The sequence below is a fragment of the Chitinimonas taiwanensis DSM 18899 genome (assembly GCF_900119825.1).
In the GTDB taxonomy this organism is placed as follows: domain Bacteria; phylum Pseudomonadota; class Gammaproteobacteria; order Burkholderiales; family Chitinimonadaceae; genus Chitinimonas; species Chitinimonas taiwanensis.
In genome coordinates this window covers 179846-202432 of the sequence record NZ_FPKR01000003.1, presented here as the reverse complement: position 1 = coordinate 202432, position 22587 = coordinate 179846, and the positions used below count along the sequence as shown (strand labels likewise).

Here is a 22587-nt window from a genome sequence, read left to right as displayed (position 1 = left end):
CATGTTCAGTCTGGCCTTCTTCCAACAGCTGTCGCGGCGCCTGTTCCTGCTGGCCGCCCTGCTCAGTCTGAGCGGCTTCTACCTTGCCTATCTGCACGCCGACGCACACACGCTGGGCGCCCAGGTGGCCGGCCACCTGCTGCTTCTGCTCGGCCCCAGCCTGCTCAAGTTTGGCTATGTGCTCCAACTGGCGACCGAGGAGGCCACCAAACCCCCCCGGAGCGAGGCTGCCGGCAGTGCGCGCGCCATTCGCACGCACTAAATGTTGCATTTTATTTACCAATTAAAAAGGAAAACCATGCTGTCTGAAGCCGCCCGTCCCTACATCGCCGCCAGCGTGCCAGTGCTACGCAGCCATGGGCTGCAGATCACCCAGGTCTTCTACCAGAGCCTGTTTTGCGCCCATCCGGAATTGCACAATCTGTTCAATCTGGGCAACCAGGCCAATGGCGTGCAGCAGCAATCGCTGGCCGCCGCGGTATTTGCCTATGCGGCCAATATCGACAATGCCGCGGCGCTGGCGCCGGTGATCCGCCGCATCGCGCACAAGCATGCCTCGGTCGGCATCAGCGCGCGTCATTACCCCATCGTCGGCCGCCATCTGCTTGGCGCCATCCAGACCGTGCTGCGCGAGGCGGCCACGCCGGCCCTGCTGGCCGCCTGGGAAGAGGCCTACAGCCTGCTGGCCGATAGCCTGATCGCCGCCGAGAATGCGCTGTACACGCAGGCGGACAGCCAGGCCGGCGAGCTGCGCCGCCTGACCGTGCTGGCGGTGCGCGAGGAAAGCGCACAGGTACGCTCCTACTATCTGCAGGATGCCGAGGGTGGCTCGCCCGGCAGCTTCCTGCCCGGGCAGTATGTGAGTGTGGCGGTCCAGCTGGGCGAACTACGTCAGCTGCGCCAGTACAGCCTGTCGGATGCACCCGAGCAGCCCTGGTGGCGTATCAGCGTGAAGCGGGAAGATGGGGCAGCGGCCGGGGTGGCCGGCCAGGTATCGAACTGGCTACATCGCCAGTTGCAGGTGGGCGACACGCTCTTGGTCGGCCGCCCCTACGGGGATTTTGCGCCCGAACTGGGCGGGGAGCGGCCGATCTGCCTGATTTCAGCCGGGGTGGGCATCACGCCCATGGTGTCAGTGCTGAACAGCCTGCGCAGCCGCCACCCGCAGCGCCGCGTCCTGTTTGCCCATGCCGCACGGCATGGCCGCCTGCATGCGCTGCGCAGCGATCTGGCCCTATCACGCCATGCGCACCCGGGCCTGCGCAGCGCGGTGTTTTATGAAACGCCCGAGGAAGGCGACCGGCTGGGCATTCACTACCAGCACGCCGGGCGCATGCAGCTGGCCAAGGTCTTGGACGCCGAGTTGTTGGATGGGGATTTCTATCTGTGCGGGCCGCTGGGCTTTATGCAGCAGCAATGGCAGGCCCTATTGGCCGCCGGTGTGAGCCCAGCGCGCATCCAGCGTGAGGTATTCGGCCCCGAGCTGCTCGATCAGCTCGGCTAGCGCCTAGGCGTCCGGCTCGGCCAGCCCCAGCCATGCCGCGCACAGCGGGTAGCCGTAGCGGCGCAATGCCTCGGCCAGATTATCGGCCAGGCGGCGCAGCTCGGCCGGCGTGCCGCCGGGCAGGGCCACCGGCTCGTCGAGCAGCGCCTCCAGCTGGCCGGAGGCCTCCTCGCGCAGCCAGTCAGGCAATGTTGCATCGGCGTGGGCCTGGCGCTCGGCCACGTGTGCGAGCAGCGCGCTCAGGTCAGTCAGGCGTTGCTGCCAGGCGGCCAGATTGTGCAGTTCGGGCAAGAGCAGCGCATAGGCGGCCAGCGCGGCAGCGAAATCGGCCTGCGCCCCGCCCGGCTGCGCGCTGCGCGGGGCGTCACTGGCCAATTCGGCTTGATCATCCAACGGGCCAATGCGAAAGGCCTGCGCCACACCGCTCTCATCCCAGATGCCACTGAAGTAAGTCAGGCCATCCTCACCGGGTTTCAGCTGGCCGGTCAGGCCAAATGCCACCACCTGGGTGAAAGGCTCGGGCGAATCGGCCGGTGGGTGGACGCTGTACTCGCCCTCCAGGCTCTGCACACCGTCGCGCAGGGCCAGCTCGATCTCACCACCATAGTGGCCGCCTTCGTCGGTCTCACCGCGAAACGCCAGCCTCAGCCGTTCGGCATCGCGCGCCAGCAGGCTGGCTTCCAGCTGCACGTCTTCCCACTCGGGGCTGTTCGATATCCACACTAGTTGCATGGTCGCCATCACGCTCTCCACTCAGTGCTTGCTAGCCTGCAGGGCCAGGTAAACGCGCAAGGCCACATAAGCATCATTGGCCGCATAGCGACGCTGGCCCACATTGAGTTCGGGCGCCGCCCAGTTGGACATCTTCACGCTCTTCGATTTGCGGTAATGCTGCTTGAACAGCAGCGCTACCGCCTGCACGGCACCCACGGTCTGGGTGTAGCCAAGCCGACGGAAGCGCCCGACCAGGTCTTCCACACCATGACAATGCACACCGTGGTTTCCCGCCAGCAGGGCGAGGTCGGAACGCAGATCGAAACCGATCTTGCGTACCTCGGGCGCGGCCAGCAGCTCGGCCAGCGGCGCGGGCACCTTATCGCCCAGCGGGAACAGGTAGGCGCGCGTGGCCGTGCTCAGCTGCACCAGGTGTGGACCCTGTGCATGCTCGCCCTTCTGGAAGGTCGGCTTGGATTCGGTATCGAAACCCAGCAGGCCATCACGGCGTAGCACGGCGCAAGCCTCGGCCACTTCGGCCGCTGACTGGACCACGGCAATCGCATCGAGCGGCAAGCCGGCGAAATCGGGCAGTGCGCGGATCGCCTCCTTGTCGAGCAAGACACGGCGTGGCTTGGGCTGGCGCACGCGCGGTGGCGTGTCCGGAATGGTGTCCTGGTGCGTGGACGGGCGCAGCCGGGCGCGCAGGCTGTGCCAGAGGCGGCTCAGTAGTTTCATTGGCCCACCTCGGGCCGTACAGCACCATCAATCAGCAACATAGAGCAATCAGGATTGGGGAAGCGAAGGCGCAAGACTATAGCAGCAAGGGGCCCGGACCGGACGGCGGTTTTTCCTAGTGCCCGTCGGTTTCCGCTGGCTGGATTCGGCTCTTTTGGTCCAGCCACCACTGCGCAGGCGCTAAGCGGGCAAAGCCGGCTGGATGGACTATGCTGCGAAGGCGCCCCGCCAGCCTGCACGGGCCGGGCGCGAGGAGGACACATCGCCACACGCTGCGATGTGCAATGCGCGGATGAATAACATCGAGTTCTACAGACCATGCGCTGTCAGCCTGTTCTTGCCTCGTGTGTTGCCCTGTCGAGCCGGATGGCCCGGCTGGTCCTGCTGCTGTCCGCCGTGGGCGCACTGGCGGGCGAGCTATCGGTCTGCGTGGGGCGCCAGCAACAGCCGCCCTTCGTGTTCAACGATACCGCGGGCCAGCTGACCGGCCTGGGCCTGGATGTGCTGAAGGCAGTCAGTCAGCAGCTGGAGCGCCCAACCCGCTTGCAAAGCCTGCCGCTGGCGCGCTGCATTGAGGAGCTGAAATTCGGTCGCTACGACCTGGCGCTGAATATGAGCAGCGGCATCGCACGCCGCCCTGGCCTGCTTGCCTCCCAAGCCTATTACCAGCTGCGCCCCGAACTGTATGCACTGCGCCGCCCCAACCGCCCCGCCCTGCCGGCCGAGGTCTGGCCGGAGGATTTGCAGCTGCTGCGCCTGTGCGGGCTGCGCGGCCTCAGCTACGAGGACTTCGGCGTGCGCAGTCGTGATATCGATACCGGCACCAATGTCTACCCGGAGCTGGTGCGAAAGCTGCTGCTCGGGCGCTGCGATGGCCTGCTGGAATTCCGCCAGATCGTGGCCGGCCTGTACCTGATCGACCGCGAAACCGGTGAGCTAGCCACTTCCTCGAATATCAGCCGCCACCGCCTACGCGGCCAGCCGGATGTGGGCCTGCATCTGGTGGCGCGCAGCGACAGCGCCGGCCGCGCACTGATCGCCAGCATCGACCCGGTCATCCGCCGTCTGCAGGCGCAAGGACGTATCGACACCCTGCTGAGTGCTTATCTGCAACCCTGAGCGAGATCACGCATGCCCATCCGCCCACTGCTGCTCCTGCTTGGCCTGCTGGCACTCAACCTTCCGGCAGCCCTGGCCGAGGACACACCACAGCTGCATCTATCCGGCTTTGGCAGCTTGGCTGCCACCCGCACCGATGATCCAGCCATCGGCTTCAAACGCAATTTCCAAGCACGTGCGAATGCGGATGAATGGTCATTCGAGGCGGACTCCCGCCTGGGCGTGCAGCTGGATCTGCAGCTGAACCCGAGCTGGCAGGGCGTGGTACAGGTTGTGGGTATGCAGCGCGAGCGCGGCAAATTCCAGCCTACGGTGGAATGGGCGAATCTGGCTTGGCAGGTCAACCCGAATTGGCGTTTGCGACTTGGGCGCATGGTCACGCCGGTTACCAGCACCTCCGAGTCGCGCGAAGTCGGCTATGCACAACTGGGCGCGCGGGCGCCGCTGGAAACCGTCGGCATCTACCCGATGGTCGGGCATGACGGGGCCGATCTGCGCTACCGGCAAAGCCTGGGCAGCGGCGAAGCGCGCGTGCAGGTCTTTGCCGGGCAGACCGCTTTCAAGCTGCCCTTTCTGGAATACGAGGTCGACCAGGTGGCCGGTGCGCTGTTCACCTATACGTTGAACGATTGGACGCTGCGCTATGCGCACACGCGCATCCGCGATGCGCGCGCCACCGGGGGTAGCTATCTGGAAACCACCCGCCCACTGGTAGCCGGGCTAAATATGATTGCGCCTTTCTGCGCCGCCACACTGTGCAGCGACACCATCACGCGCATCAACCGGCTCAGCTCGGGCTGGGGCGGACATTTCAATGTGCTGTCGTTGGGCTATGAGGATGGCAGCTGGAGCCTGCAAACCGAGTACGCGACACGCAAACTGGACACCTTTGTCAGCGACGGCCGCTCACTGGTCGCCCTGCTCGGTTATCACCATGGCGAGCTGACGCCGTATCTGGGCTTCAGCCGCGCCGATTCGACCAATCGCCAGCGTGCCGTGCAATTCGCGGTCAGCAATCCGGCCGTGCAGCCAACCGCCAATATGCTGGCCGGCATCGTGTCACGTAATCTGTATGAGCCACAGGCGGCCAATCGCAAGCTGTATACGCTGGGACTACGCTGGGATGTCCATGAGCAGCTGGCGCTGAAATTCCAGCTCGATCAGATTCGGCATAAATACACCGATGCCAATTACAACGGCTTCTATGTGCGGCAGCCCGATGCGGATGGCCAGCTGCGCCCCTATGACGGCAGGCTGCGCCTATACAGTCTGTCGGCTGATTTCGTGTTCTGAGGAGGACGATCATGCATATGCTCAGTCTGCCCCTCAGCCTGCTCCTGCTTTCCACCACAGCAAGGGCGGAACTGGTCGTAGTGACCTCGCACGAGTCGCCGATCTCCCAGCTATCGCGCGCCCAGCTGGCTGAAGTATTCTCGGGCCGCACCCGCATCGTAAATGGTCATGCGATCACACCGGTTGAATATGAGAATGCCGACCGTGAGCGCTTCTACCAGCAGGTGCTGGGCCGCTCGCCCAGCCAGATGCGCACCATCTGGGCCAAGCTGCTGTTCACCGGCGACGGCCAGCCACCGCGCGTCTTTGGCAGCTATGCCGAGGCGCGCAGCCAGCTACTCGCTGATCGAGGTCTGATTACCTATATCGACAGCAAGCAGCTGGGGCCGGGACTGAAAGTCATTTTCCCCTGAGCTTGCCGCTTGTCAGCGGTAGGTCCTCAAGGGAATTCAGCGCGCTTAACGCGCAGCGGCCAGGGCAGCCTCCTTGCTGATATGGATATCGCGGCTGCCCGATACGATCCAGACTTCACGCGCTTCCTTGGCGATGAAGAACATGTCCTTGCCGCCCTGATCCTTGCTCTCTCCCTTGTGCAAGATGTAGTTGACCTTGTCATCCGGAAACAGGTTCTGCTTGAGGGTGAAGATCACGCCGAAGTCATCCTTGCCACTGGGCATGACCGGCGTATTCCACTTCACGCCGGGAATTTCACCGCGCGAAGACCAGATATGCATGCCCCAGCCATCATATTTATTGTCCTTGCGCTTGTAGTGCACCACGATGGTGCCGGGCGCCGGATCGGCAAATGCTGGGGTTACAATTGCCATGGCAAGGCAAGCGAGTAGGAAAAGCAGGAACTTCCGGGACGATAGATACATGATCACTCTCTCTATGGATGGATGCCGCAGCTTATTGTTTTTGCTGGAAGGCAGCCGGCCCATCCGGCTGTCTAGGCCTGCGGCGGGCATCGATACTAGTGAGCCTCATGCAGGTACTCAAGCCTGCCGTGACTAGAAAAGACAACACCGGCCTATAGCCGGTGTTGGGAGTGAAAAACGGGTGGCCCTGGCGGGGCGGCCTACCAGAGATCCTGGCTGGCCTTGGTAAGCAGGTGGTCTTCTATCTTGCGGCGGGTGTCGCCGCGCTTGACCAGTCGCTTACTGTGTTGCTCGCCGCTCAGCGGCGCCTCGGTCATCAAACGGTGCAGAGCAACTTCGGTATCGGGTTCACCCAAGGAACGGGTCTTCGATGGTCTGGTGTTGGTCATTGCTTCCCTGTCGAACGAGTGAAAAAGGGTAACGCGAACACGACTGTAGCACCGGCGTGTTACGCAAGCATCGCGCTTAGATGACCTGTCGTTCAAATGTGACAGGCGGTGTGCATACCCACAAATAATTCGAACGATTAACTCAATAAATACCGGCTTTTTTCTGTGCCGCGGCCGGCCATACTGGTTGCTGAGCCCGCGTCCGCGAGCCCGTCCAATCAGCCAAGAGGAAAGCGCCATGAGCCAGATCGCCGTCGTCTATCACAGTGGCTACGGCCACACCAAACAAGCTGCAGAAGCCGTGCATGCCGGTGCGGCCAGCACTGGGGCCAACAGTACGCTCTACGCCATCGATGCCGAAGGCAATCTGCCCGATGGTGGCTGGGAAGCGCTAGCTGCCGCCGATGCGATCATCTTTGGCTCGCCCACCTATATGGGCAGCGTGTCCTGGCAGTTCAAGAAATTCGCTGACGCCAGCTCCAAACCCTGGTTCGGCCAGCAATGGAAGGACAAGCTCGCCGCGGGCTTCACCAATTCGGCCAGCATGAATGGCGATAAACACTCGACCCTGCACTACCTGATGACGCTGGCCATGCAGCACAGCATGCTCTGGGTAGGCACGGGCATGCTGCCCGCCAATAGCAAGGCCGCGCAGCGCAACGATCTCAACTACCTGGGTTCGTTTGCCGGACTGATGACTCAGTCGCCATCGGATGCCAGCCCAGCCGAAGGCCCGCTGCCAGGCGATCTGGAAACAGCACGCCAGTTCGGTGCCCGGGTAGCCCAACTCGCCGCCAAGCTGGGACACTGACCTCCTGCGCCAGAAACGACAACACCGGCCGCGGCCGGTGTTGTTCTGCGTGGCGATGGCCAGCCTGGGCTTACACGCCGCCTATCGTGAAGAAGCGCACCAGTGGCGTGCTGGTTTCTGGGCCGAACCAGCGCTGGAAGATGCGCGCGGCCTCGCCACTGCGCTCGGCTTCGATCAAGGCTTCGTTAACCAGCTTCAGAAAGCGTGGCTCGCCCTTACGCATGGCCATGCCATATACCTCAGTCGACAGCGAAAACACAGAAATCTCGTACTGATTGCGATTCGGCAGCTTGGCCTGCAAACCGGCCAGCGCTGGCTCATCGGCCGTTACGCCATCAATCTTGCCGTTTTGCAGGAAATTGACCGCGGCCTGGGTGTCATCCATGGAAATCAGGGTGGATTTGGGGAAGAGCTGCTTGAACTGCGACTCCGAGGTCGTGCCACGCGCGACACCGATGCTGCCACTCTGCAGTGCGTTCAGGTCAGCAAAGCGACCTTTACGCGCCAGCACCTTCTGGCCAGTCACAAAATAGCCATAGGAGAAATCCACCTGACGCTCACGCTCGGCGGTCTTGGTCATGGTGGCCACCACCAGATCGACCTTCTTGCTGCGCAGCAGATTCACCCGTTCGGCTGGATCAAGGTTCTGCACCACGAACTTCACGCCCAGCTTCTTGGCCACCAGAGCCGCCATATCCACGTCGTAACCGGAAATCGTCTTGTCACGGTTATGAAAACCAAATGGCGGGGCATCGGCATTGCAACCCACCACCAGTTGACCACGCGTCTTGATCTCGTCCACCAGGTCGGCCTGGGCAGCACCGCAAAGCAGGCCAAAGAGCGCAAACACGGCTGTAAGTCGTTTCATCATCATTTTTCTCACTGATCAGTCAATAAAAAAACGGCTGCAAGGCATTGCTGCCTCAGCCGTTTTATCCCAATAGCATGCCCTGTTTGCAGTCGGCTGTATGCTGCGGTTTACCCTGTCATAAGCAGGCAATCTGACTTAAGCCAGATCAAGGCAGGGTGGGTTTCGGGCTGACATCGAATCAGTGGCAACAGGATGCGCAACTCAATCGACCCTGTTGTTATAGCTGGCAATTGCGTGACTAGAGCAGCGTGTGCTCGGCAAGGCGTCGCTCACACTCAGCCAGCATGTCCTGCGCAAAGGGCGAGACATAGCGCGGATCGCGCGCCTCCATCATTTCATGCGCGGCATACAGGCCAGCTTCGCGCGACAGGCTAGCGGCCAGTTCGCGCGCCAGCTCATCGCCCAGGCGGGCAAAGTCGCGCTGCTGTGCGCTGGGCAGGCTGAGCTTGGCCTGGCTTAACCATTGCCCGGCCAGGGCGGATAGTTGGGTCTCGCTGAGCCAAGCAGCGTGCGCATAGAAATGCGCGAGGCTCTCGGCCAGCAAGGCAAACAGCAGGGCTTTACGCGTGGCGGGATCGGTCAGGGCGGCGCGGGACACAGTCAGCAGGGAGAAGAAAGGGCCAGGGGCCTAGCAGGAGCCTAAGTGCTCTCTGCCCGTATGGCAGAGGGCGCAGGCAGCGGGAAGGTGTTACGACTAAAACTAACGCGCAGCCAGTTGGGTGGCTTGCTCCTGCGCTTCCATGAAGTAGCGGCGGAATTCGAGCGGACGCGCAATGCCAGGAATCGGCGCCTGCGGCTCACCCGCACCAGCAATCACCAGTGAGCCGAAATTGAAGAGGCGCCCCAGCAAAGTCTGGTGCACCTGCAGACTCTCGATCTTGTTGATATTCAATTCAACTGTGCTGCGGCTGATAAACCCGAACTTGGCAATCACACGCTTATTGGTGATGGCCAGCTCAGTCGACTTCACCTTGATATAGATAGCCAGAAAAACCAGCAGACCCGCACCAAACAGCGGCAGCAGCACGACCCCCAGCAGCAGCAGCGGTAACTCGTTCCACATGCTCAGATTGGCGCGATGAATGACCCTCTCGCCGCCGATCAGTACGCTATCAATGTAATTCGCCATCTATGTCCCCAAGTTTGTTCAAGTGCAGCATAAGAGCTCGCGCGGCCTGACGAGTATGCAGCGCGGCCGGGTGGCTTGCCAGCGTAGCGCATATCTTGGGCATGATTAGCCGATTCATGCGGATCAACACAAGCACCCCATAGCCAACGGCAATAACGGAAACAAGCGAGGATTACATGGCTAAAGCTTCCCCTATCATCAATCAATAGTGTGTCTTTCCGTTCAATAAATGCGCCACCGTGGGGCGCATAGAGAGATCTTTCTCCCACTGATAGTGCGCACCTGCCGCAGTTGCAGCAGGCCAGTAAGCGCGCGTTCCGAATACTTCCCAACAAACAGCATCTTTAATAATCAATCCCTTAAAGATCCCCAAGTGGCTTACGCAGATTCGCGCCGGGAGCTGGCACGCTTACTGCAACGCACTCTGCGTTACCTAGCTCAATGTCGAGCTGGATCACTCTGGATTCGTTGGGGAGTCTGACTGGGGGCCCAAGCCTGTTCGCAGGTGGATAGCTCCAGGTTGTTGCAGCTTGCTGCACGACCAAGGACAACGGCGTCCTTCGCGCAGCTTGCTGCTCGAGGTTCGCCGTTTTTTTTGTCCCTGAATAAGGGCGGCGCGATGCGTGGGGTGGCGTGCATGGAGTCGCCAATGCCGACTACACTGCGCATGTACCCTTGCCACCTTGCTGGAGCGTGAATCATGAGTCTCTCTGTGCCCTGGTTGCCTGAAGTGGATGCCCTGCTGCTATGCGCAAGCCCGCGCGCGCAAAATGGCGATAAGGGCTTGCGCGCCTATGCCGGGGAGGCGGTGGTCATGCACACCTATGCGCGACTCCTTGAGCAAAGCTGCCCAGTCAGCAAGACCTATGTCAGCAGCAATGGTCAGCACGAGCGCTATCGGGCGCTGGGCTTCCTGCCGCTGGCCGATAACTATGCCGACTGGCCGGGTGCATTGGCTGCGATTGAGGCGGCGCTGTCGGTCAGCGAAGCTGAGTGTCTGTTGGTGCTTCCCTGCGATATGGGTGAACTGCCTTTGGATGCCATCGCCAAGCTGTGGCGTCCGCTCGCCTTGAGCGATGCGGCTTATACCTACGCTGTTTGCGAGGGCAGCGTACTTTCGGGCGTGTGCCTGCTTACCCATCGATTGCTACCACGCCTGCGCCGGCGTTTGCAGGCTGCGCGGGTTGATCTGGTGGACTGGCTGCAAGAGCCGGGTGGTGTGGCCGTGCCCTTCTCGGACGGCGCTGCTTTCTGCCCCTTGGGTACCACAGCCAATAGCTTTGCTTGATGGCACCTTTTTTCCTGCAGGGCGACTAAGCCACTATGCCTACTTTCTCGTCAGTTCAACCGCCGGGTCTGATCGATGCCTACGGGCGGCGTATCGACTATTTGCGCCTGAGCGTGACCGATCGCTGCGATTTGCGCTGCAGCTACTGCTTGCCGAAGGGATTCAAGGGCTTTGAGGAGCCTGAGCACTGGTTGCGCTTTGATGAAATCGAGCGCGTGGTGGGCGTGTTTGCCAGGCTGGGTGTCAGTCGTCTGCGCTTGACGGGAGGCGAGCCGCTATTACGTAGGCATCTTGCCGACTTGGCCGCGCGTCTGTCGGCCTTGCCTGGCGTGGAAGACCTGTCTCTGTCCACCAATGCCACCCAACTGGCTGAGCAGGCTGTAGCACTGCGCCAGGCTGGTGTACGGCGCTTGAATGTGAGCCTGGATAGCTTGCGTGCTGAGCGCTTCGCGCAGATCACTGGGCGCAATGCTTTGGCTGCCGTGCTGGATGGCTTGGCGGCGGCGCATGCGGCAGGTTTTGGACCGATCAAGCTCAATATGGTGGTTCAGGCTGGCGTGAATGAGGATGAGGTCGCCGAGATGGTGCGCTTCAGCCAGCAACAGGGCTTTATCCTACGCCTGATCGAAACCATGCCGGTTGGCGATACTGGCCGGCAAGCGGGCTTCCTGGATCTACAGCAGCTTTTGCAGCAGCTGGCGGTGGAGTTTGATCTGCAGCCTGCTGCGCTCGAATTGGGCGGCGGCCCAGCCCGCTATTGGCGTAGCAGGGACGGGCGCTTTACGGTGGGAGCGATCACCCCAATATCCCAGCGCTTCTGCGCCAGCTGCAATCGCGTGCGACTGAGCGTGGATGGCACCCTGTATCTATGCCTCGGGCAGAACGACAAACTGGCGCTACGACCGCTGCTGCGGGCCGGGATTAGCGATGCCGATCTGGAGCAGGCGATTCTGCATGCCATCGCCCAGAAACCCGAGAAGCACGAGTTCCGCGAACAACCGCAGAAGGTCGTGCGCTTTATGTCGGCAACCGGGGGTTAAGAAAAAATCTGTGAAGAAATTATTGACACGATTTTTTTGCCCCCTATAATTGCGGCTCTTCGAAACGCAGCAAGCAAGATTCGAAGCGGGAGTAGCTCAGTTGGTAGAGCGCAACCTTGCCAAGGTTGAGGTCGAGAGTTCGAGACTCTTCTCCCGCTCCAAATACAGCACACAGATTTTTAATATGCGGGAGTAGCTCAGTTGGTAGAGCGCAACCTTGCCAAGGTTGAGGTCGAGAGTTCGAGACTCTTCTCCCGCTCCAAATACAGAAAGGGAAAGTAAGACTTTCCCTTTTTCGTCTGCGATGCGCGGCGGGATAGCAAAATGGTTATGCAGCGGATTGCAAATCCGTCCATCCCGGTTCGATTCCGGGTCCCGCCTCCAGCTCTCAGTCGCTTGCCCGGATGGTGAAACTGGTAGACACAAGGGACTTAAAATCCCTCGGCGCAAGCTGTGCCGGTTCGATTCCGGCTCCGGGCACCATTTGAACGTCTGACTGTATCAAACCAAATCCAAAACCCGCATCGTTGCTAGCGATGCGGGTTTTATCGTTTCCTAGGGTGTCCGACGAAATGCTACCGAATCTGACCTCATCCCGACTAGCCGAGCGGTCTAGGCTAGAGATTTCCAGCTTCAAGGTGAGCGAGTCGAAACTCGCTCGGGGGCAGATCGCCCAGTTAACTGTCTAGCCTAAATTCGTTGTCATCCTGTCGCCAACGTTCGATCTTGTCACGAGCATCATCTAACGACAGAAACCGGCGCACGTTCAGGCACTACGTCCCGTAGACTGCCATTAAACGACTCGATGAACGCATTAACCATGGGCTTGCCTGGGCGCAAGAAATCTAAGGTCACGCCGTGCTCATACGCCCATTAAGCCAGCGCTACCGAAATGAACTCATTGCCGTTGTCAACCCGAATCCGCTGCGGCGTCCCGCGCAGCGCACGCACATGTCGCATCGTCGCCACCACATCAGCTGCATTCAGCGCGTAATCCACCGCGATGGCCAGACTTTCCCGGCAAAAATATTCGACCACAATTAACACCCGGATTTTCTGGCCATTGAACAGAGATGATCCGCGACGAAATCTATGCTCCAGTAGTCGTTAAAATTGGAGATTGCCGACCGCTTCTGCCGGGTGCGCTGCAGCCACGCGCCGCCTTGGCCGCTTTCGCCGCAGACTCAGCCCTTCCTCGCAGTAAATCCAGTAGGCCTTCTTGTGCTTGATCAGCCAACCCTCACGCCGCAACAGCACGTGAATACGTTGCGCCCCGTAATGGATCCGTGTGACGGCAATCCCCCGAATTACACCCTTTCCAACGCTCTGATCAAGTCGGACATTGCGGCTAAAAATTACAAGCTACTCGGCCTGACTACCTACTTCACGACTGGGGTCAAGGAAGTACGTGCGTGGACCATCCACGCTAGAAACACCGCGCTGCAGGCAGCCGGCATCATCCACACCGATTTCGAAGGCAGCTTCATCCACACCCAGACCATCGCTTTCGACGACTTCATCGCCTACAAAGGCGAGGCCGGCGCCAAGGATACCGGCAAGATGCACGCCGAAAGCAAGGAATACTTGGTCAAGGACGAAGACGTCCTGAATTTCCTGTTCAACGTCTAAGCGGACAGCAGAAGCGGATGGCGGCAAATGCCGCCATCACTCCGCGGCTTCACTGCGCTTGCCCTTGCTGTGCCGCCGTGCGCCGAAAAACAGCGCCAGCATCACAAAGACTACGAGACCAAGACGTTGCAACTGGTGCTTCATCTTTTCCTGCTTTTTCTGGCCGTCGCGTTCGATCACATGCTGGAGGTTTGCTGAAAAACGCTGGAACGCTTCCGGCGGCGCGCCGGTAACCAAGTATTTCAGCGGTATCTGCACCCGTTTGTCACCATCGATATAATCCTCATGCATCTGGCCTGGCTCAAAATGAATCTGCTGGGCCATGGCGAGTACCTCGGGAAAATAAACTTCGCCCAGCGAGTCACTGAAGGGGCCATCCCAGTTGGCACTAACCTGGACCAGATAGCTTCGCCCCGGAACCACGACATTGCCGACCACACCGTACCTGAAGCCCTGACCGGCGGCCTTGCCCGAATACATGTCGGAATAGCGATAGGCCCACGAAAGGATTTTTTTCGGTTGATCGAGGCGCAGAGGCGAAATCCATTCGTAACTAGAATGACCAATCACTTCCGTATCGATCCCGCCGGCATTGCGCCAGACACCGTAGATTTCCAAGGTTTCGATCAGGTCGTCGGGCGCGGGCAGGCTACTCTCGTCAAGATGCAGATAGCCGCTGGCAACAACGCGTAAGGAAGCCTGCCAACGGTCGTTTTCGTCCGCAATCATGGCCATGGGGATGACCACATCTTCCTTGTCCGCCGGTTTTTCGCCGTTCGGCTTGGTGGCAAATGCCTCGGGGAACATTTCACGCCACTGCCTTTCGCGCTTGGCGTAGTCCTCTTCCGTGATCGTTCCCGCCTGTTTCTGTTCCTGCAAAGCGAGATAGCCCGCCGGCAGGGGCAGGGGAATCGCCATTTCCGCCTTCATTCTTTCGCGCAGCGCCGCGACCTTTCCCGGCACTAGCAACTTGAGTCCGGCTGGCAACGTGATCCGCGCCGCCCCGTGCAGTGAAACTTCCTGCGCGCCACGGATCCAGCCGGCGTCTTCGACCAGTTTGCGCAGACGGTCGTCTCGTGCCGCTCTTTCCGGATACAGGCGACGCGTCATCAGGGTATAGATGTCGCCGCTATGCTTGTCGCGCTGCTCGACTTCATGCTGTCGCTCGGCATCGACACGGGCGCTGCGCCGTTTTTCCTTGAGATACGCCGCCCGCGCAGCCGGCGACAGCTTCTCCTCGTCATAGCCAAGGTTTGTTGACAATTGCTCTGCGGCGCAACGTCCCAACAGGTTTTCCGGCCAGATGCGCTCGCCCTTGGCATTGACTCCGACCTCGATACCGCACGGGTGCTGGCGCACGCTCGCCAGTAGTTGTTGGCCGTCGAAGAGCTCCTGAAGCATCGGTAGCCGAGCCACAGGCACCATCTCCGCATCGTCCGGGGTGTAGGGGCCACCAAGGCTGCCGCCGCTGCGATGGTAGGCAATCATGACACTTCGTAGATGTCCGGCATCCTGAATTTCGTCTTCGGACATACGCCGGAAGCTCTGCCCTTCTTGGGGCTTGCGCCACCATTGGCCCGTACGATCAATCACACCTTCGTGACTGTCTGCTCCCCAGACCACGGCCATCCCACCGACGAAAGGCGATGCTATGCGGAAACGCGGGGCGATCACCATCTTGCCGCTGCGATCGATGTAACCATCGCTGACATCCTTGTTGGGCAGCAGGATGCGCAGATTGGCCAGACCGTCGTTGAACATGCCGACCGACACCCAGTTGCGCTGCGGGGTGACGATGATTTTTCCTGTACGTAGATCGATGAGCCCAACGCCCTGCCCCGGTTTTTCGAAGGAGGCCAGCCCCTCACCCACATGGCGAATGTTCGCTTCTTCACCGCTCACCTGAAACAGGGTTTTCCCGTTGGCATTGACGAGATATTGGCTATTCCCGCGCTGGACAAAGATGCTGCCATCCTTCTCCAGATCGATGAATTGATCCTTCCTGGGCGGCACGATGAAACGCCCCCGATGATCGATCAGCGAGCTGAGCCCCTCACCATCGGCGCCAGCGACTTCGACCAGGTTCAGGCCGTTGACGCTGGGCGACGAACTGCTGCTGGCCAGGAATTCACGGGGAATAACCCGCTTGCCACTGGCGTCGATGAATTCCGTCGTCAGATGTGCGCCGTCCTTGGGACTGTGGATGACCTGGGCAATTCCCTTCTGGAAAGGGCGGGCACCGAAATAGCGCGGCCCAATGACCCACTTGCCGCTGGTGTCGATATATCCGTAGTTCTTGCTTTCCCTTCCCCTGGCCGGCGCCAGACCATCGACGAATTGACCGATGTCAAGAAAAGAGGGTGGAATCAATACCTTGCCCTGGGCATCGAGTAGCCCTTCGAGACCGGAAGCACGTTCGACAACCCAGTAAGGTCCCGAGGGCACCAGCTTCGAATAGTTCGGCTTGACCAGCCAGTTGCCGGAACGGTCGATCAGACCACAGCTGGCATCGACGCAGAAGGGATAAGCGGGCGCCGCTGCAAGTGCATTGCCCGAAAAATGCAGGATTAGGCCGGCAAGGGCCGCATAAAAAAAACGCATCGACGCGGGGGAGGAGAAATGAAAAATGGACAGTTTATCGCCTTGCCCTATGCCGTAGAGGTTGGTTGGCCCGATATCCGCGCGTGCTTGCCAAAAATTGTCATTTTTCCGGTCGACCGAGGCAGTTTTGGCACTGTCTTATTGGAGCAGGAAATCTGTCACTGAACCGAAAATGTGCCTTTATGCAAATTTGAGCGGCTTGGTTGGTATGGCGAAAAAGAAAACCCCGTTCAATCTATCGATTCAACGGGGTTTGTTTTGGTGGGCCCGCAGGGACTTGAACCCTGGACCAAAGGATTATGAGTCCTCTGCTCTAACCAACTGAGCTACAGGCCCGTAAGGCTTTAGCCCTCGCTAGCCAAGCTGTCGAGGAAGCTCTTCAGACGTTCCGAACGGGTCGGGTGGCGCAGCTTGCGCAAGGCCTTGGCTTCGATCTGACGAATACGTTCACGCGTCACGTCGAACTGCTTACCGACTTCTTCCAAGGTGTGGTCGGTATTCATTTCGATGCCGAAGCGCATGCGCAGCACCTTGGCTTCACGTGGGGTCAGCGTATCCAGCACATCGCGGGTTGCGTCGCGCAGGCTGGCGTAAACCGCCGCATCCACCGGGGCCAGATTGTTCTGGTCCTCGATGAAGTCGCCCAGATGACTGTCATCATCGTCACCGATCGGTGTTTCCATCGAGATCGGCTCTTTGGCGATCTTGAGGATCTTGCGGATCTTGTCTTCGGGCATGTCCATGCGCTCGGCCAGGGTAGCCGGATCGGGCTCGAGGCCGGTTTCCTGCAGAATCTGACGCGAGATGCGGTTCATCTTGTTGATCGTCTCGATCATATGCACCGGAATACGGATGGTGCGCGCCTGGTCGGCGATCGAGCGCGTGATGGCCTGGCGAATCCACCAGGTGGCATAGGTCGAGAACTTGTAACCACGGCGATATTCGAACTTGTCCACCGCCTTCATCAGACCGATATTGCCTTCCTGAATCAGATCAAGGAACTGCAGGCCACGGTTGGTGTATTTCTTGGCGATGGAGATCACCAGACGCAGGTTGGCCTCGATCATCTCGCGCTTGGCGCGACGTGCCTTGGCTTCACCTGTGGACATCTGACGGTTGATTTCCTTCAGGTCCTTGATCGGCAGCATGGCGCGGGTCTGCAGCTCGGTCAGCTTGCTCTGCTTTTCCATCACGGCGTGCTGATAGCGCTCGAGGATGCCGGCATAGGGCTTACCCGAGGCAATCTCGTTCTTCACCCAGTCAAGATTGTCTTCATTGCCGGGGAAGGTCTTGATGAAGTGCTCACGCGGCATCTTCACCTTCTGCACGCAGATATCCATGATCTCGCGCTCGTAGCCACGGATCTCGTCCACCATGCCGCGCACGCTGTCGCACAGGTTTTCCACCTGGCGCGCCGAGAAGCGGATCTTGAGGAACTCGGCCGATACCTGCTCTTGCAGCGCCAAGTACTGCTTGCTGTGCGGGCCGTGTTTTTCCAGCGCCTTGAGCATCTTGTCGAACAGGGCACGAATCACTTCGAAGTGTTCGCGCGCCTTGTTCTTCAGCTCTTCCAGATTGGCAGCGGCGGCGGCACTGCCATCGTCCTCTTCAGCGTCGTCGTCGCCACCTTCAATGGCTTCATCTTCCGCTTCCGGATCAGGCAATTCCGGCGCAGGCAACGCCTCTTCCTCAACCGCATTCGGGTCAATGAAGTCATCCACCACATCGTCGATACGAATTTCGTCCGCCAGTGCACGATCAACCATGCCGATGATGTCGGCCACGGTGGTCGGACAGGCCGAGATCGCCTGTACCATGTGCTTGAGGCCATCCTCAATACGCTTGGCGATCTCGATTTCGCCTTCGCGGGTCAGCAGCTCGACCGTGCCCATTTCGCGCATATACATACGCACGGGGTCGGTAGTACGGCCGAACTCGGAATCCACCGTCGACAACGCCGCCTCGGCTTCTTCGGCGACGTCATCGTCAGCCACTGCGGCAGGAGTCGAATCAGACATCAGCAAGGACTCGGCATCGGGTGCCTCGTCGTATACCTGGATGCCCATATTGGTGATCATGCTGATCACGCCTTCGATCTGCTCGGCGTCCAGCATGTCTTCCGGCAGATGGTCGTTGATCTCGGCGTAGGTCAGGAAACCACGCTCCTTGCCGAGCACGATTAGGGTCTTGAAGCGCGCCTTACGGGCCTCATTGTCGAGACGCGGTTCTGCGTCGCGCTGGGACTCTGACTTGCCGAGGTCTGGATTTGCCGCCATATGGGGTGATCTCGAATCTAATACGGGGAAACGTAGAATAGTACCACGGATCGCATCCTTTTGGGACGAAATCCTTGATCCAAAAGCGCAACTTGGGTAAGCAAGCGATGCGCCCAACATGATTTCGGCTGCACGGGCAGTAGGCGGTTTCCAACCCTCTACTCTGCAGCCAGCTTAGTTAGCCCAGCGCTGCTTTGCTGGCTTTTGTGCTCAACGTCCAAGCAGGACCAAGCGGCCATATTCTGCCCGCTCATCCGCACTCAGATTGCTCAAACCCTTGGCCGCCAGTTCCGCCTGCCGACGCGCCGCCTTAGGCTTTTCCATCAATAACAGATAGCGCGCGAGCGCCTGCTGCCAGGTTTGCGCCAGAATCGCCTCGTCACCCTCACGATAGATATCGCGCCCCTTTGCAAAGGCGCTCGCCAGCAAGGGGGCACAGGCATCCTCGCGCAAGGCTTCCAGCAAATGGCCGGTAGCCGGCACTTCTGGCTGCTCCACCACAAAATCCACCACACGCAGAATCGCGCGCATGGAAGCACTCAGCTCATTGGCCGGCAGCTCATTCTGCGGCAGCTCCAAGGCATATTTCGGGGCGATCAGCAGAATTTGCAATAGCTCGAAGCCCAGATCGCTCGCCTGTCGCTCGCCCGCAGGCGGCGGCGCACCTTCGTCACGACCTTGATCACGTCGCCAGCCATCGCGCGACTTGCCCTTCCAATCATTCGATTTTCCGGCCCAAGCACCGCCACTGCCAGATGCGGATTGCCTGGGTTTGAAAGCAGCTTGCGCCGCGGCTGGCGCGGGAACGGGTGCCTGGCGCGCAGCCATCGGCGAAGTACCACCCAAGAGCTGGCTGACCTCCGCCGCGTTCAAACCCGCCATCTCAGCCAGCTTCTTGCGCAACAGCACGCCCAGCGCCGGGGCACGAATCTGCTCCACCAGGGGCTTGGCTAGGAACAGAAGCTTGGCCTTGCCCTCCTCGGTACTCAAATCGACCTGTGCCGCCAGTTCGCGACAGAGAAAGGCCACCAGGCCAAGTGCCTCGTTATCGATCAGTGCCTCGAAGGCCTCGCGCCCGAACTCGCGGATATAGCTATCCGGATCGTGCTCGGCCGGCAGAAACAGAAAGGACAAGGTCTTGCCATCGCTCGCCAGCGCCAGGCTGTTCTCCAAAGCACGCCAGGCTGCCTTGCGTCCCGCGCGGTCGCCATCAAAGCTGAACACCACCTGGTCCGCCAGGCGCATCAGCTTCTTCACATGCTCGGGCGTGCAGGCGGTGCCCAGCGTAGCCACCGCATACTCAACCCCCAGCTGAGCGAGCGCCACCACGTCCATATAGCCCTCCACCACCAGCACGCGATTGCGCGCACGAATGGCAGCGCGCGCCTGCGGCAAGCCGTAGAGTTCCAAGCCCTTCTGGAATAGCGGGGTTTCCGGGGAGTTCAGGTACTTGGGCTCGCCTTGATCAATGATGCGCCCGCCGAAGCCAATCACCTGCCCCTTGCCATCCAGAATCGGGAATAGCACCCGATCGCGGAAGCGATCATAGCGGCGCCCAGAATCAGCGTTATCAATCACCAGGCCAACTTCGCCGAGCTGGGGATTGCTGGCGTAATCGCTGAAGCAGTCGGCCAGCGGATGCCAACCATCTGGCGCATACCCCAGGCCGAAGCGGGCTGCGATCTGACCACTGAGCCCGCGGCGCTTCAGATAGTCAATCGCGCGCGGATGGCGCTTCAACTGCTCACGGTAGAAATGCATGGCGCGCGTATTCAGCTCGATCAAGCTGGTTTGCAGCTGCCGGCGTGGCGCATCGTCGCGGCGCCCCTCGCGCTTGGGCATCTGCATGCCGATAGACTCAGCCAGCTTCTCCACCGTGTCCTGAAAACCCAAGCCCTCGTACTCCATGACAAAGCCGATGGCCGAGCCGTGCACACCGCAACCAAAGCAGTGATAGAACTGCTTGGTCGGGCTGACCGTGAACGAGGGAGATTTTTCCTTGTGGAAAGGACAGCAGGCCGAGTAATTCTGGCCGGCCTTTTTGAGCGGCAAATAGCGTTCCACCACCTCGACAATATCGAGGCGGTTGAGCAGGTCCTGAATGAAATCTTCCGGAATCAGCGCCATAGACAAGCTTCAGCCCAGCCTGCCTACGCGATCACCGCAACGCAGGCTAGCCGATTGCTTTACTGGATGCGCGCCTTCACCAAGGCCGACACCTTGGCCAGATCGGCACGGCCAGCTAGCTTGGGCTTGATCTCCGCCATGATCTTGCCCATGGCGGACACGGTGGCGCCATGGGCGGCAAAAGCCGCATCGATGATGGCATTGATTTCGGTCTCGTCCGCCTGCTGCGGCATATAGCCTTCCAGCACGCGCATCTCGGCTTTTTCGATATCGGCTAGATCCTGGCGATTCGCCGCTTCGTACTGGCCGATCGAGTCACGACGTTGCTTCTGCATCTTGTCGATGATGGCCACGATCTGCTCATCCGATAGCTCGATACGCTCATCAACCTCACGCTGCTTCATGGCGGCCAGCAACAGGCGGATGGTGCCCAGACGCGCGGTATCCTTTTCGCGCATGGCGGTTTTCATATCGTCGGTGATGCGTTGCTTGAGGCTCATGGCAGGACTCGATCAATGGAAGAGATGAACAAAAAAACACAAGGCCGCCAGTATAAACCGGCGGCCTTAGTGCGTAAGCGTGCAGGCAAACCTCACCCACACACTTTGTACAACCACGCATTAACGCACTAGACAACGCACGTTAACGGTACGCGGAAAACGCTGCTTAGTAGTACTTCTTCGGCAGCATCTGGCTGCGGATGCGCTTGTAATGGCGCTTCACGGCAGCAGCGAGCTTACGCTTGCGTTCGGTGGTCGGCTTTTCGTAGAACTCGCGAGCGCGCAGTTCGGTGAGAAGACCAGTCTTTTCCACCGCACGCTTGAAGCGGCGCATGGCTACTTCAAACGGCTCGTTTTCCTTGACGCGTACATTTGGCATGAAAATCAGTCCTGCTTTCTAACTGAAAGGGTTAAATAAAAAAACGTGGACCGTGATTTTAGCAGTGCGAAAACGGAAATAAAAGCCTGTTTTGCAAAAGAAATCTGCGCAGCGCAGCTCAGACGCCGCATTCCTGGCGCAGTTTGCGCAGCAGATTCAGCCGTTGCGGCAGGATCTCGCCGCGCGCCAGCGCGGCGATCAGCGCGCAGTTCGGCTCCCTGTCGTGTCGGCAATTATGGAAGCGGCACTGCCCGATATAGGGGCGGAATTCCGGGAACAGCGGCGCCAACCTATCGGCTGGCAGATGGCGCATGCCGAATTCCTGCAGACCCGGGGAATCGATCAGCTCGCCGCCATTGGGCAGCCTGTAGAGCGTGGCGTGGGTCGTCGTGTGCTTGCCGGAATCCAGCGCCAGGGAAATCTCATTGGTACGCACCTTGGCCTCGGGCAGCAAGGCATTCACCAGCGTCGACTTACCCATGCCGCTCTGGCCGACAAAGACCGAGAGCTGGCCTGCCAGATAGGGCCACAAGGGCGCTACATCCTGCTTGGCCGATAGCTCGAGCAGCGGATAGCCGAGCCGATGATAGGGTGCCAGCACCTCATGTGCCGCCGCCGTTTCGGGTAAGTCCGCCTTATTGAGCAGGATCAGCGCACGAATGTCCGCATCTTCCGCCGCCACCAGGCAGCGACTGAGCAGTTCTTCGTAAAAGCTTGGCACTGCGGCCAGCACAACGACGATCTGGGTGACATTGGCCGCGATCAGCTTTTCACGCCATTCGTCGGAGCGGTACAGCAGACTGCTGCGCGGCAGCACCTTCTCGATCACCGCCTGCTCTTCATTGATCAGCCCGACCTCGACGCGATCACCGACCGCATAGTCGGTCTTCTTCTTGCGCGCGGTCGCGATATAGCGACGGCCCTCGTCCAGCTCGACGATAAAGGACTTGCCATGCGTTTCGATGATACGGGCGATGTCAGCCATTAAATCAGGGCATCCAGCTTGGCGGCGCAGACAAAGTCATTCCGGCTCAGACCATTAACCGAATGGGTGTCGTAGGCCACCTGGCAGGCGTTGTAGCTCACATGTAGCTCGGGATGGTGATCCTCGCGATGCGAGATAAAGGCCGAGGCGTTCACGAAGGCCAGGGTCTCGTAGTAATTGGCGAAGCGGAAGGTCTTGACCAGCTTGCCGGCCTGGACCGACCAGCCCTGCACCTGCTGCAGCAGCGCGGCCAGTTCGGTGTCGTTCAAAGGGCTGACCACAGCCGGGCAATGTTCTTGAGCAAGTGACATATCAG

Annotated in this window: 24 protein-coding genes, 5 tRNA genes and 1 pseudogene; 13 read left to right on the top strand and 17 right to left on the bottom strand. The window is 59.9% G+C overall.

What is annotated here, in order from left to right:
* The first annotated feature begins 1 nt into the window (after nucleotide 1).
* Nucleotides 2-262 (top strand): hypothetical protein, encoded by a 261-nt coding sequence (locus tag BT173_RS04755; RefSeq protein WP_072427477.1) that lies wholly within the window; start codon nucleotides 2-4, stop codon nucleotides 260-262.
* Between the two features lie 36 nt (nucleotides 263-298).
* Nucleotides 299-1504, top strand: a complete 1206-nt coding sequence (locus tag BT173_RS04750) for a globin domain-containing protein (protein WP_072427476.1) — start codon at nucleotides 299-301, stop codon at nucleotides 1502-1504.
* 3 nt (nucleotides 1505-1507) lie between these two features.
* Here the strand turns inward: BT173_RS04750 and BT173_RS04745 are convergent, their stop codons facing one another.
* Nucleotides 1508-2245: a hypothetical protein gene (locus BT173_RS04745; RefSeq protein ID WP_072427475.1), complete on the bottom strand. Its 738-nt coding sequence runs from the start codon at nucleotides 2243-2245 to the stop codon at nucleotides 1508-1510.
* Between the two features lie 12 nt (nucleotides 2246-2257).
* Nucleotides 2258-2956: a 3'-5' exonuclease gene (locus BT173_RS04740; RefSeq protein WP_084658184.1), complete on the bottom strand. Its 699-nt coding sequence runs from the start codon at nucleotides 2954-2956 to the stop codon at nucleotides 2258-2260.
* Nucleotides 2957-3322: 366 nt separating this feature from the next.
* Between BT173_RS04740 and BT173_RS04735 the strand changes: the two genes are divergently transcribed.
* From BT173_RS04735 to BT173_RS04725, 3 genes are read left to right on the top strand one after another with little or no spacing between them, the layout of a single operon-like run.
* Nucleotides 3323-4075, top strand: a complete 753-nt coding sequence (locus BT173_RS04735; protein ID WP_072427474.1) for a substrate-binding periplasmic protein — start codon at nucleotides 3323-3325, stop codon at nucleotides 4073-4075.
* Between the two features lie 12 nt (nucleotides 4076-4087).
* Nucleotides 4088-5368 (top strand): hypothetical protein, encoded by a 1281-nt coding sequence (locus BT173_RS04730; RefSeq protein WP_072427473.1) that lies wholly within the window; start codon nucleotides 4088-4090, stop codon nucleotides 5366-5368.
* Nucleotides 5369-5379: 11 nt separating this feature from the next.
* A complete protein-coding gene (locus BT173_RS04725) occupies nucleotides 5380-5781 on the top strand; it encodes a hypothetical protein (RefSeq protein WP_072427472.1) in 402 nt (133 codons plus the stop codon).
* Nucleotides 5782-5826: 45 nt separating this feature from the next.
* On the opposite strand, the gene BT173_RS04720 is transcribed toward BT173_RS04725, so the two are convergent.
* A complete protein-coding gene (locus BT173_RS04720) occupies nucleotides 5827-6195 on the bottom strand; it encodes a pullulanase-associated domain-containing protein (RefSeq protein ID WP_072427471.1) in 369 nt (122 codons plus the stop codon).
* A gap of 251 nt (nucleotides 6196-6446) precedes the next feature.
* Nucleotides 6447-6635, bottom strand: a complete 189-nt coding sequence (locus BT173_RS19225) for a hypothetical protein (protein ID WP_139256043.1) — start codon at nucleotides 6633-6635, stop codon at nucleotides 6447-6449.
* 238 nt (nucleotides 6636-6873) lie between these two features.
* Between BT173_RS19225 and BT173_RS04715 the strand changes: the two genes are divergently transcribed.
* A complete protein-coding gene (locus BT173_RS04715) occupies nucleotides 6874-7446 on the top strand; it encodes a flavodoxin family protein (RefSeq protein ID WP_072427470.1) in 573 nt (190 codons plus the stop codon).
* Nucleotides 7447-7516: 70 nt separating this feature from the next.
* Here the strand turns inward: BT173_RS04715 and BT173_RS04710 are convergent, their stop codons facing one another.
* From BT173_RS04710 to BT173_RS04700, 3 genes are all read right to left on the bottom strand, one after another.
* Nucleotides 7517-8314 (bottom strand): transporter substrate-binding domain-containing protein, encoded by a 798-nt coding sequence (locus BT173_RS04710; RefSeq protein WP_072427620.1) that lies wholly within the window; start codon nucleotides 8312-8314, stop codon nucleotides 7517-7519.
* A 241-nt stretch (nucleotides 8315-8555) separates the two neighbouring features.
* A complete protein-coding gene (locus BT173_RS04705) occupies nucleotides 8556-8915 on the bottom strand; it encodes a hypothetical protein (RefSeq protein ID WP_245794128.1) in 360 nt (119 codons plus the stop codon).
* Nucleotides 8916-9017: 102 nt separating this feature from the next.
* The gene (locus BT173_RS04700) at nucleotides 9018-9446 is read right to left on the bottom strand and encodes a PH domain-containing protein (RefSeq protein WP_072427468.1); all 429 of its coding nucleotides are present in this window, start codon (nucleotides 9444-9446) and stop codon (nucleotides 9018-9020) included.
* A 700-nt stretch (nucleotides 9447-10146) separates the two neighbouring features.
* On the opposite strand from BT173_RS04700, the gene BT173_RS04695 reads away from it, so the two are divergent.
* The 6 genes from BT173_RS04695 (at nucleotide 10147) to BT173_RS04670 (ending at nucleotide 12257) form a co-directional block, all read left to right on the top strand.
* Entirely contained in the window at nucleotides 10147-10734 is a 588-nt protein-coding gene (locus tag BT173_RS04695; protein ID WP_072427467.1) for an NTP transferase domain-containing protein, read from the top strand.
* Nucleotides 10735-10769: 35 nt separating this feature from the next.
* The gene (gene moaA / locus BT173_RS04690; RefSeq protein ID WP_072427466.1) at nucleotides 10770-11774 is read left to right on the top strand and encodes a GTP 3',8-cyclase MoaA; all 1005 of its coding nucleotides are present in this window, start codon (nucleotides 10770-10772) and stop codon (nucleotides 11772-11774) included.
* A gap of 85 nt (nucleotides 11775-11859) precedes the next feature.
* A tRNA-Gly gene (locus BT173_RS04685) sits at nucleotides 11860-11935 on the top strand.
* Between the two features lie 25 nt (nucleotides 11936-11960).
* Nucleotides 11961-12036 (top strand) — tRNA-Gly (locus tag BT173_RS04680).
* A gap of 48 nt (nucleotides 12037-12084) precedes the next feature.
* Nucleotides 12085-12158: transfer RNA gene (locus BT173_RS04675), tRNA-Cys, on the top strand.
* Between the two features lie 14 nt (nucleotides 12159-12172).
* A tRNA-Leu gene (locus BT173_RS04670) sits at nucleotides 12173-12257 on the top strand.
* Between the two features lie 255 nt (nucleotides 12258-12512).
* Here the strand turns inward: BT173_RS04670 and BT173_RS20050 are convergent.
* On the bottom strand, nucleotides 12513-12629 hold the full coding sequence (locus BT173_RS20050; RefSeq protein WP_139256042.1) for an integrase core domain-containing protein: 117 nt from the start codon (nucleotides 12627-12629) through the stop codon (nucleotides 12513-12515).
* An 18-nt stretch (nucleotides 12630-12647) separates the two neighbouring features.
* Nucleotides 12648-12821 carry a transposase family protein gene (locus BT173_RS20045; RefSeq protein WP_139256041.1) on the bottom strand — a complete coding sequence of 58 codons (174 nt, stop codon included), beginning with the start codon at nucleotides 12819-12821 and terminating at the stop codon, nucleotides 12648-12650.
* Between the two features lie 309 nt (nucleotides 12822-13130).
* Here BT173_RS20045 and BT173_RS04655 point away from each other — a divergent pair.
* Nucleotides 13131-13403: pseudogene (locus tag BT173_RS04655) on the top strand (DUF933 domain-containing protein); the annotation flags it as partial.
* A gap of 36 nt (nucleotides 13404-13439) precedes the next feature.
* On the opposite strand, the gene BT173_RS04650 reads toward BT173_RS04655, so the two are convergent.
* The 8 genes from BT173_RS04650 to BT173_RS04615 all read right to left on the bottom strand — a co-directional run bounded on the left by BT173_RS04650 (nucleotide 13440) and on the right by BT173_RS04615 (nucleotide 22582).
* Complete coding sequence (locus BT173_RS04650; protein ID WP_072427465.1) at nucleotides 13440-16004, bottom strand: WG repeat-containing protein; 2565 nt, start codon at nucleotides 16002-16004, stop codon at nucleotides 13440-13442.
* Nucleotides 16005-16263: 259 nt separating this feature from the next.
* Nucleotides 16264-16340 (bottom strand) — tRNA-Ile (locus tag BT173_RS04645).
* Between the two features lie 8 nt (nucleotides 16341-16348).
* Nucleotides 16349-18280: an RNA polymerase sigma factor RpoD gene (gene rpoD, locus BT173_RS04640; protein ID WP_072427464.1), complete on the bottom strand. Its 1932-nt coding sequence runs from the start codon at nucleotides 18278-18280 to the stop codon at nucleotides 16349-16351.
* Between the two features lie 210 nt (nucleotides 18281-18490).
* Entirely contained in the window at nucleotides 18491-20407 is a 1917-nt protein-coding gene (gene dnaG, locus BT173_RS04635) for a DNA primase (RefSeq protein WP_072427463.1), read from the bottom strand.
* A 59-nt stretch (nucleotides 20408-20466) separates the two neighbouring features.
* Complete coding sequence (locus BT173_RS04630; protein WP_072427462.1) at nucleotides 20467-20907, bottom strand: GatB/YqeY domain-containing protein; 441 nt, start codon at nucleotides 20905-20907, stop codon at nucleotides 20467-20469.
* Between the two features lie 166 nt (nucleotides 20908-21073).
* Nucleotides 21074-21286 (bottom strand): 30S ribosomal protein S21, encoded by a 213-nt coding sequence (gene rpsU / locus BT173_RS04625; protein WP_072427461.1) that lies wholly within the window; start codon nucleotides 21284-21286, stop codon nucleotides 21074-21076.
* A gap of 118 nt (nucleotides 21287-21404) precedes the next feature.
* Complete coding sequence (gene rsgA, locus BT173_RS04620; protein ID WP_072427460.1) at nucleotides 21405-22271, bottom strand: ribosome small subunit-dependent GTPase A; 867 nt, start codon at nucleotides 22269-22271, stop codon at nucleotides 21405-21407.
* Nucleotides 22271-22582: a 4a-hydroxytetrahydrobiopterin dehydratase gene (locus BT173_RS04615; protein WP_072427459.1), complete on the bottom strand. Its 312-nt coding sequence runs from the start codon at nucleotides 22580-22582 to the stop codon at nucleotides 22271-22273. Before BT173_RS04615 ends, rsgA begins: the two co-directional genes overlap by 1 nt.
* Between the last annotated feature and the right edge of the window lie 5 nt (nucleotides 22583-22587).

What these genes read in the sequence shown, in the direction of transcription:
- BT173_RS04745 (WP_072427475.1), bottom strand. Translation starts at nt 2,245, where the DNA reads ATGGCGACCATGCAACTAGTGTGGATATCGAACAGCCCCGAGTGGGAA.
- BT173_RS19225 (WP_139256043.1), bottom strand. Translation starts at nt 6,635, where the DNA reads ATGACCAACACCAGACCATCGAAGACCCGTTCCTTGGGTGAACCCGAT.
- BT173_RS04725 (WP_072427472.1), top strand. Translation starts at nt 5,380, where the DNA reads ATGCATATGCTCAGTCTGCCCCTCAGCCTGCTCCTGCTTTCCACCACA.
- dnaG (WP_072427463.1), bottom strand. Translation starts at nt 20,407, where the DNA reads ATGGCGCTGATTCCGGAAGATTTCATTCAGGACCTGCTCAACCGCCTC.
- BT173_RS04710 (WP_072427620.1), bottom strand. Translation starts at nt 8,314, where the DNA reads ATGAAACGACTTACAGCCGTGTTTGCGCTCTTTGGCCTGCTTTGCGGT.
- BT173_RS04720 (WP_072427471.1), bottom strand. Translation starts at nt 6,195, where the DNA reads ATGGCAATTGTAACCCCAGCATTTGCCGATCCGGCGCCCGGCACCATC.
- rpoD (WP_072427464.1), bottom strand. Translation starts at nt 18,280, where the DNA reads ATGGCGGCAAATCCAGACCTCGGCAAGTCAGAGTCCCAGCGCGACGCA.
- BT173_RS04695 (WP_072427467.1), top strand. Translation starts at nt 10,147, where the DNA reads ATGAGTCTCTCTGTGCCCTGGTTGCCTGAAGTGGATGCCCTGCTGCTA.
- rsgA (WP_072427460.1), bottom strand. Translation starts at nt 22,271, where the DNA reads ATGGCTGACATCGCCCGTATCATCGAAACGCATGGCAAGTCCTTTATC.
- BT173_RS04715 (WP_072427470.1), top strand. Translation starts at nt 6,874, where the DNA reads ATGAGCCAGATCGCCGTCGTCTATCACAGTGGCTACGGCCACACCAAA.
- BT173_RS04700 (WP_072427468.1), bottom strand. Translation starts at nt 9,446, where the DNA reads ATGGCGAATTACATTGATAGCGTACTGATCGGCGGCGAGAGGGTCATT.
- BT173_RS04650 (WP_072427465.1), bottom strand. Translation starts at nt 16,004, where the DNA reads ATGCGTTTTTTTTATGCGGCCCTTGCCGGCCTAATCCTGCATTTTTCG.
- moaA (WP_072427466.1), top strand. Translation starts at nt 10,770, where the DNA reads ATGCCTACTTTCTCGTCAGTTCAACCGCCGGGTCTGATCGATGCCTAC.
- rpsU (WP_072427461.1), bottom strand. Translation starts at nt 21,286, where the DNA reads ATGCCAAATGTACGCGTCAAGGAAAACGAGCCGTTTGAAGTAGCCATG.
- BT173_RS04740 (WP_084658184.1), bottom strand. Translation starts at nt 2,956, where the DNA reads ATGAAACTACTGAGCCGCCTCTGGCACAGCCTGCGCGCCCGGCTGCGC.
- BT173_RS04750 (WP_072427476.1), top strand. Translation starts at nt 299, where the DNA reads ATGCTGTCTGAAGCCGCCCGTCCCTACATCGCCGCCAGCGTGCCAGTG.
- BT173_RS04615 (WP_072427459.1), bottom strand. Translation starts at nt 22,582, where the DNA reads ATGTCACTTGCTCAAGAACATTGCCCGGCTGTGGTCAGCCCTTTGAAC.
- BT173_RS04730 (WP_072427473.1), top strand. Translation starts at nt 4,088, where the DNA reads ATGCCCATCCGCCCACTGCTGCTCCTGCTTGGCCTGCTGGCACTCAAC.
- BT173_RS04755 (WP_072427477.1), top strand. Translation starts at nt 2, where the DNA reads ATGTTCAGTCTGGCCTTCTTCCAACAGCTGTCGCGGCGCCTGTTCCTG.
- BT173_RS04735 (WP_072427474.1), top strand. Translation starts at nt 3,323, where the DNA reads ATGGCCCGGCTGGTCCTGCTGCTGTCCGCCGTGGGCGCACTGGCGGGC.
- BT173_RS04630 (WP_072427462.1), bottom strand. Translation starts at nt 20,907, where the DNA reads ATGAGCCTCAAGCAACGCATCACCGACGATATGAAAACCGCCATGCGC.